Genomic DNA, 7,752 nt, shown 5'->3' with positions numbered 1-7,752 from the left:
GGAAGTGGCCGAACTGCTGGAAAACTTCCGCTTCCTGCCAAGCTGGCGCATTGACGATGTGATGATCAGCTACGCCGCCCCGGGTGGCAGCGTGGGCCCGCACTTCGACAACTACGACGTGTTCCTGCTGCAAGGTTCCGGCAAGCGCAACTGGAAGATCGGCCAGATGTGCAACTCCGAAAGCCCGCTGCTGCAACACGCGGACCTGCGCATCCTCGCTGAATTCGAAGAGACCGCCGAATGGGTGCTGGAACCGGGCGACATGCTCTACCTGCCGCCCCGCCTGGCCCACTGCGGTGTGGCCGTGGATGATTGCATGACTTACTCCGTAGGCTTCCGCGCTCCGAGCGCCGCTGAAGTGCTGACCCACTTCACCGACTTCCTCAGCCAGTACCTGACTGACGAAGAGCGCTACACCGACGCCGATGCCCAGCCGGTCAGCGACCCGCACCAGATCCAGGGCGACGCCCTCGACCGCCTGAAAAGCCTGTTGGCCGAGCACATGAGCGACGAGCGCATGCTGCTGACCTGGTTCGGCCAGTTCATGACCGAGCCGCGCTACCCGGAACTGGTCGCCGGCCCGGAAGTGGAAGAAGAAGACCTGCTGGGCAGCCTGGAAAACGGCGCCGTGCTGATCCGCAACCCGAGCGCCCGCCTGGCCTGGTCCGAAGTCGACGACGACCTGCTGCTGTTCGCCAGCGGCCAGAGCCGCCTGTTGCCGGGCAAGCTGCGGGAACTGCTGAAGCTGGTGTGCGCCGCCGACGCCCTGCACATCGACAACCTCGGCCCATGGCTGGCGGATGAAGATGGCTGCGCCCTGCTGTGGGAACTGGTCAAGCAAGGAAGCCTGGGGTTTGCCGATGAATAAGATTCACGTAAGTGTCGCGGACTGGCAAAAGGATATCGCCGAGATACGGCGCATTCGTGAAGCGGTATTTATCGCTGAACAATCGGTTCCACCGGAGCTGGAATGGGATGCAGACGACGCGAGTGCCGTGCATTTCCTGGCGTTCGAAGGCGACTTTCCCATCGGTACTGCACGCCTGCTGCCTACCGGCGAGATCGGCCGCGTGTCGGTTCTCAAAGACTGGCGCGGCCTGAAGGTCGGCGACAAGCTGATGGAAGCGGTGATCGGCGTGGCCGAGAAACGCGGCCAGACCCGGCAGATCCTCAGTGCACAGGTCCATGCGGCGCCGTTTTATGAGCGCCTGGGCTTCAAGATTGTCAGCGATGAGTTCCTGGAAGTCGGGATTCCTCACGTTGATATGGTGCGCGAGGGCTGATCCGAGACCGAGTCGCTCCCTTCGCAGGCAAGCCAGCTCCCACATTCGATCCAGTACATCCTTTGGAATGAGGTCAAATGTGGGAGCGGGCTTGCTCGCGAAGGCGCCATCAGCAACACCTCAAAAGGCCCTGCCATCCCCCGATGCCAGGGCCTTTTGCCGTCCAGGATTCAACTTGCGCCCCGCCAAGCCGACAAACTGGCAATATCTAGCCTAAATGACTCGCAGAGATAACGGACATGTCCCTACGCACCCTGCTCACCCTGTTGCTCCTGGCCACCAGTTTCTCGGTGATGGCCGCCACCGAAGTCGTGCCCCTGAGCAACCGCACCAGCGCCGACCTGCTGCCGGTGGCGCAGAACTTTATCGGCAAGGACGGCACCGTCAGCGCCTACGGCAACCAACTGATCGTGAACGCCGAGCCCGACAAGATCCAGGGCCTGCGCGCCCTGCTCGCGCAACTGGACACGCCTTCCAAGCGCCTGCTGATCACCGTCGACACCAACGAAAACAACCAGCAGAGCAACGGCAACAATCAAACACAGGTCATCACCTACAGCACCGAAAGCCGTGACGGCGGGATCCAGCAGATCCAGGCCAGCGAAGGCGTGCCCGCGCTGATCCAGATCGGCCAGAGCGTGCCCCTCACCACCACCCAGCCCGATGCCTACGGCCGCCCGCAGAACCAGACCCAGTATCGCAACGTAACCCAGGGCTTCTACGTGACGGCCAGCGTCACCGGCGAGACCGTTCACCTGAGCATCAGTACCAATCGTGACCGCATGAGCCAGGAACGTCCCGATGTAGTGAACGTGCAAAGTACCGACACAACTGTCAGCGGACGCCTGGGCGAGTGGATCACCCTGGCCGGTATCAACCGCCAGACCCAGGCCGACAAAACCACTACAACCCGCAGCTACTCTACTCAAGGGCGCGATGACCTGACATTGCGGGTCAAAGTCGACACGCTGAACTGAAGCACCAAAAACTGACTGGCGAGTCGTATTAGACTAAAGATGTAGTGCTTGAAAAAAAGCACTACAAAACATTTGACGATCCAAAAAAGCATGGGCATGATGGCCTCGCTCCCGCTAATCAGGGGCCCTGGCAAGGGCCTTCGGATCGTCGCTCAAAGCCACCCACCTGAGCCGATTCGTGTCTGTACCGCCCACAAGGTGTGTTTGACGAGGTTGCGACTGGAACGAAGTTGTCCCGAGGGACGGAAGCTAACCAGGTAACCCGGCAACACACTGATGGATCGTACAAAGGCCCACGACGCCCGAAGACTGTTCGCAGTTCGCCCTTACCTGCTCAACTCCCCCTTGAGCCTATCGTTCATCCCGTCGCCTTCCCCGCCAAGCCTGACTTGACCGCCTAAGCTTCTGGTCAGCGAGCAGCCATAACCACGCACTGATTACGTGGCTGGCAAATGGAATTTTCCACCTAGACCTATGCGACGAGGTTTTTCCCCATGGCACTGACACGCGAACAGCAAATTGCAGCCCTTGAAAAAGACTGGGCTGAAAACCCACGCTGGAAAGGCGTGACCCGCGCTTATTCCGCTGCTGACGTCGTCCGCCTGCGTGGCTCGGTTCAACCTGAGCACACCTTTGCAAAACTCGGCGCCGAGAAGCTGTGGAAGCTGGTCACCCAGGGTGCCAAGCCGTCCTTCCGTCCCGAAAAAGATTTCGTCAACTGCATGGGCGCCCTGACTGGCGGCCAAGCGGTTCAACAGGTCAAAGCCGGTATCCAGGCGATCTACCTGTCTGGCTGGCAAGTGGCAGCGGACAACAACTCCGCTGAATCCATGTACCCCGACCAATCGCTGTACCCGGTGGACTCCGTGCCAACCGTGGTCAAGCGCATCAACAACTCGTTCCGCCGTGCCGACCAGATCCAGTGGAAAGCCGGTAAAGGCCCGGGCGATGAAGGCTACATCGACTACTTCGCGCCGATCGTTGCAGACGCTGAAGCCGGTTTCGGTGGCGTACTGAACGCTTACGAGCTGATGAAGAGCATGATCGAGGCAGGCGCTGCCGGCGTTCACTTCGAAGACCAGCTGGCTTCGGTGAAGAAATGCGGCCACATGGGCGGCAAGGTACTGGTTCCAACCCAGGAAGCTGTTCAAAAGCTGACGGCTGCTCGTCTGGCTGCTGACGTTGCTGGCACTCCGACCATCATCCTGGCCCGTACCGATGCCAACGCGGCTGATTTGCTGACCTCGGATTGCGACCCGTACGACCAGCCGTTCGTGACTGGCGAACGTACCCAGGAAGGTTTCTATAAAGTGCGCGCCGGTCTCGACCAGGCGATCGCTCGTGGCCTGGCCTACGCGCCGTACGCCGACCTGATCTGGTGCGAAACTGCCAAGCCGGACCTGGACGAAGCTCGCCGCTTTGCCGAAGCCATCAAGAAGGAATACCCGGATCAACTGCTGTCCTACAACTGCTCGCCTTCCTTCAACTGGAAGAAGAACCTGGACGACGCGACCATCGCCAAGTTCCAGCGTGAACTGTCTGCCATGGGCTACAAGCACCAATTCATCACCCTGGCCGGCATTCACAACATGTGGCACAGCATGTTCAACCTGGCGCACGACTACGCCCGCAACGACATGACTGCCTACGTGAAGCTGCAGGAACAAGAGTTCGCTGATGCTGCCAAGGGTTACACCTTTGTGGCGCACCAGCAGGAAGTGGGCACCGGTTACTTCGACGACATGACCACCGTGATCCAGGGCGGCACCTCGTCCGTGACTGCGCTGACCGGTTCGACCGAAGAAGAGCAGTTCCACTAAGTACTGAGTACACGGCCACTGCGGCCCCACGGAAGACCTAACCGCAGTGCCGCACGATCTGACGCCCCGACTGGTTCGGGGCGTTTTTTTGGGCGCCTGAAAAGCACTGGTGTGTGAGAGCAGCCACGGTCAACTGTAGGAGCTGGCTTGCCTGCGATGCCGACAACTCGGCTTCTGCGATACACCGAGGCGATGCCATCGCAGCCAAGCCAGCTCCCACAGGAAAGCAGAGCGGCACGCGCCTTGGCCCAGCCTTTGATTGGGCTTTTGAATATGTGCCCCTGCGCGCCCTCGCCAGCCGATTTCGATCAAAACATTGATCCAGAGCGCTATTCCCATCTGCAAAACCAGTTAAAAGATCCGCTTTACCAACTAGCATCACCCGCACAAGTAACAACAACTTCCCGCGCTAAACCCCGAACAGTTGTTTAAAACCCACGCAAACAATATTCATTATCATTTAGAGCATGAAAACTTCTTTACCGGTTAAACAAAACACAATTCGTGAAAAGCCCGCTAATGCCCGCAGCACAAGGGCTACAGCCCCAAGAAGGTGCACTATGTGCTTATTCCATCGAATAATTTCGCTATAGGAATTTTACTTGCCCGGTGTTTAGCCATAAAATCACCGCGATTGATTGCGCTGCGACATATCGTCACTGCATCGTTACTTTTTCGAGCTCAGAGACCTTTGCTCTCTGTTAAGGATTTCCAGCATGACCGAAGCGACAGGACTCATGGCCCACAACTGGGGCTTTGCCATTTTCCTCCTCGGTGTAGTCGGCCTTTGCGCCTTCATGCTTGGCGTCTCCAGCCTCCTCGGGTCAAAAGCCTGGGGCCGCAGCAAAAACGAACCGTTCGAGTCCGGCATGCTACCTACAGGTGGCGCCCGCTTGCGGCTCTCAGCCAAATTCTATCTGGTCGCGATGCTCTTCGTGATCTTCGACATCGAAGCCCTTTTTCTCTTTGCCTGGTCTGTGTCCGTCCGCGAAAGCGGCTGGACCGGATTCGTCGAAGCCCTCGTTTTCATAGCAATTCTGTTGGCAGGCCTTGTCTACCTATTTCGAGTGGGCGCCCTTGACTGGGCTCCGGAAGCTCGTCGCAAGCGGCAAGCGAAGCTGAAACAATGAGGCTTTGGCGATGCAATACAATCTCACCAGGATCGACCCGGATGCTCCTAACGAGCAGTACCCAATCGGCGAACGGGAAACCGTTTCCGACCCGTTAGAAGACCAAGTCCACAAAAACATCTACATGGGCAAGCTGGAAGACGTGCTGAGTGGCGCGGTCAACTGGGGACGTAAGAACTCCCTGTGGCCGTACAACTTCGGTCTGTCCTGCTGCTACGTGGAAATGACCACCGCCTTCACGGCGCCCCACGACATCGCGCGCTTTGGCGCCGAAGTTATCCGGGCATCGCCGCGTCAGGCGGATTTCATGGTTATCGCCGGTACCTGCTTTATCAAGATGGCGCCGATCATTCAGCGTCTCTACGAGCAAATGCTCGAGCCAAAGTGGGTTATCTCCATGGGTTCGTGCGCCAACTCCGGTGGCATGTACGACATCTACTCCGTGGTTCAGGGGGTGGACAAGTTCCTGCCCGTGGACGTCTACGTGCCTGGCTGCCCGCCCCGCCCTGAAGCATTTCTGCAAGGCTTGATGCTGTTGCAGGAATCGATTGGCAAGGAGCGTCGCCCACTTTCCTGGGTTGTCGGAGATCAAGGCGTATACCGCGCCGAGATGCCGTCACAAAAGGAACAGCGCCGCGAACAGCGTATTCAGGTAACCAACCTGCGCAGCCCCGACGAAGTCTGATCCAGAACCGCTTCTTTTATAGAACGAAAACCTGGCTTCATTCTTTACGTTGACCGAAAGCGATAAAAAACCATGACTACAGGCAGTGCTCTGTACATCCCGCCTTATAAGGCAGACGACCAGGATGTGGTCGTCGAACTCAACAACCGTTTTGGCCCTGACGCCTTCACCGCCCAGGCCACACGCACCGGCATGCCGGTGCTGTGGGTGGCGCGTGCCAGGCTCGTCGAAGTCCTGAGCTTCCTGCGCAACCTGCCCAAGCCGTACGTCATGCTCTATGACCTGCATGGCGTGGACGAGCGCCTGCGCACCAAGCGCCAGGGGCTGCCGAGCGGCGCCGACTTCACCGTGTTTTACCACTTGATGTCGCTTGAACGTAACAGCGACGTGATGATCAAGGTGGCCCTCTCCGAGAGCGACCTGAGCGTTCCGACCGTGACCGGTATCTGGCCCAACGCCAACTGGTACGAGCGTGAAGTGTGGGACATGTTCGGCATCGATTTCCCGGGCCACCCGCACCTGTCGCGCATCATGATGCCGCCGACCTGGGAAGGTCACCCGCTGCGCAAGGACTTCCCTGCCCGCGCCACCGAATTCGATCCATTCAGCCTGACCCTCGCCAAGCAACAGCTTGAAGAAGAGGCTGCGCGCTTCCGTCCGGAAGACTGGGGCATGAAGCGCTCCGGCACCAACGAGGACTACATGTTCCTCAACCTGGGCCCGAACCACCCTTCTGCTCACGGTGCCTTCCGCATCATCCTGCAACTGGACGGCGAAGAAATCGTCGACTGCGTACCGGACATCGGCTACCACCACCGTGGTGCCGAGAAGATGGCCGAGCGTCAGTCGTGGCACAGCTTCATCCCGTACACCGACCGTATCGACTACCTCGGCGGCGTGATGAACAACCTGCCGTACGTGCTCTCGGTCGAGAAGCTGGCCGGCATCAAGGTGCCGGACAAGGTCGACACCATCCGCATCATGATGGCCGAGTTCTTCCGGATCACCAGCCACCTGCTGTTCCTGGGTACCTATATCCAGGACGTCGGCGCCATGACCCCGGTGTTCTTCACCTTCACCGACCGTCAGCGTGCGTACAAGGTCATCGAAGCCATCACCGGTTTCCGCCTGCACCCGGCCTGGTACCGCATCGGCGGCGTCGCCCACGACCTGCCACGTGGCTGGGAACGCCTGGTCAAGGAATTCATCGACTGGATGCCCAAGCGTCTGGACGAATACCAGAAAGCCGCCCTGGACAACAGCATCCTCAAGGGCCGGACCATCGGCGTCGCCCAGTACAACACCAAAGAGGCCCTGGAATGGGGCGTCACCGGTGCTGGCCTGCGTTCCACCGGTTGCGATTTCGACCTGCGTAAAGCACGCCCGTACTCCGGCTACCAGAACTTCGAATTCGAAGTCCCGCTGGCGGCCAACGGCGATGCCTACGACCGCTGCATCGTGCGCGTCGAAGAAATGCGCCAGAGCCTGAAGATCATCGAACAGTGCATGCGCAACATGCCGGAAGGCCCGTACAAGGCGGATCACCCGCTGACCACGCCGCCGCCGAAAGAGCGCACGCTGCAACACATCGAAACCCTGATCACGCACTTCCTGCAGGTTTCGTGGGGCCCGGTAATGCCGGCCAACGAATCCTTCCAGATGATCGAAGCGACCAAGGGTATCAACAGTTATTACCTGACGAGCGATGGCGGCACCATGAGCTACCGCACCCGGATTCGTACGCCAAGCTTCCCGCACCTGCAGCAGATCCCTTCGGTGATCAAAGGTGAAATGGTCGCGGACTTGATTGCGTACCTGGGTAGTATCGATTTCGTTATGGCCGACGTGGACCGCTAA

The 7,752-nt window shown here is 59.1% G+C and carries 7 protein-coding genes; all 7 read left to right on the top strand.

The features are described from left to right. Positions 1–868: ribosomal protein uL16 3-hydroxylase (locus A462_RS24235; RefSeq protein WP_008432802.1), on the top strand; the 868-nt coding region annotated here is incomplete at its 5' end. Continuing rightward, complete coding sequence (locus A462_RS24240) at positions 861–1,283, top strand: GNAT family N-acetyltransferase (RefSeq protein ID WP_003219580.1); 423 nt, start codon at positions 861–863, stop codon at positions 1,281–1,283. The genes A462_RS24235 and A462_RS24240, both read left to right, overlap by 8 nt. Positions 1,284–1,522: 239 nt before the next feature. After that, entirely contained in the window at positions 1,523–2,260 is a 738-nt protein-coding gene (locus A462_RS24245) for a secretin N-terminal domain-containing protein (RefSeq protein WP_008432800.1), read from the top strand. 494 nt (positions 2,261–2,754) lie between these two features. Further along, a complete protein-coding gene (aceA, locus tag A462_RS24250; RefSeq protein ID WP_003219577.1) occupies positions 2,755–4,080 on the top strand; it encodes an isocitrate lyase in 1,326 nt (441 codons plus the stop codon). A gap of 716 nt (positions 4,081–4,796) precedes the next feature. Further along, positions 4,797–5,210, top strand: coding sequence for an NADH-quinone oxidoreductase subunit A (locus A462_RS24255; RefSeq protein WP_003219575.1), 414 nt, complete (start codon positions 4,797–4,799; stop codon positions 5,208–5,210). A 10-nt stretch (positions 5,211–5,220) separates the two neighbouring features. Continuing rightward, positions 5,221–5,895: a NuoB/complex I 20 kDa subunit family protein gene (locus tag A462_RS24260; protein ID WP_003219572.1), complete on the top strand. Its 675-nt coding sequence runs from the start codon at positions 5,221–5,223 to the stop codon at positions 5,893–5,895. A gap of 72 nt (positions 5,896–5,967) precedes the next feature. Further along, positions 5,968–7,752, top strand: a complete 1,785-nt coding sequence (gene nuoC, locus A462_RS24265) for an NADH-quinone oxidoreductase subunit C/D (RefSeq protein WP_003219570.1) — start codon at positions 5,968–5,970, stop codon at positions 7,750–7,752.

The sequence above is a fragment of the Pseudomonas sp. Ag1 genome, from assembly GCF_000278565.1.
In the GTDB taxonomy this organism is placed as follows: Bacteria; Pseudomonadota; Gammaproteobacteria; order Pseudomonadales; family Pseudomonadaceae; genus Aquipseudomonas.
The sequence above is the reverse complement of the archived record's forward strand: the minus strand, read 5'-3'. Positions and strand labels throughout refer to the sequence as shown.

What these genes read in the sequence shown, in the direction of transcription:
- A462_RS24240 (WP_003219580.1), top strand. Translation starts at nt 861, where the DNA reads ATGAATAAGATTCACGTAAGTGTCGCGGACTGGCAAAAGGATATCGCC.
- A462_RS24245 (WP_008432800.1), top strand. Translation starts at nt 1,523, where the DNA reads ATGTCCCTACGCACCCTGCTCACCCTGTTGCTCCTGGCCACCAGTTTC.
- aceA (WP_003219577.1), top strand. Translation starts at nt 2,755, where the DNA reads ATGGCACTGACACGCGAACAGCAAATTGCAGCCCTTGAAAAAGACTGG.
- A462_RS24255 (WP_003219575.1), top strand. Translation starts at nt 4,797, where the DNA reads ATGACCGAAGCGACAGGACTCATGGCCCACAACTGGGGCTTTGCCATT.
- A462_RS24260 (WP_003219572.1), top strand. Translation starts at nt 5,221, where the DNA reads ATGCAATACAATCTCACCAGGATCGACCCGGATGCTCCTAACGAGCAG.
- nuoC (WP_003219570.1), top strand. Translation starts at nt 5,968, where the DNA reads ATGACTACAGGCAGTGCTCTGTACATCCCGCCTTATAAGGCAGACGAC.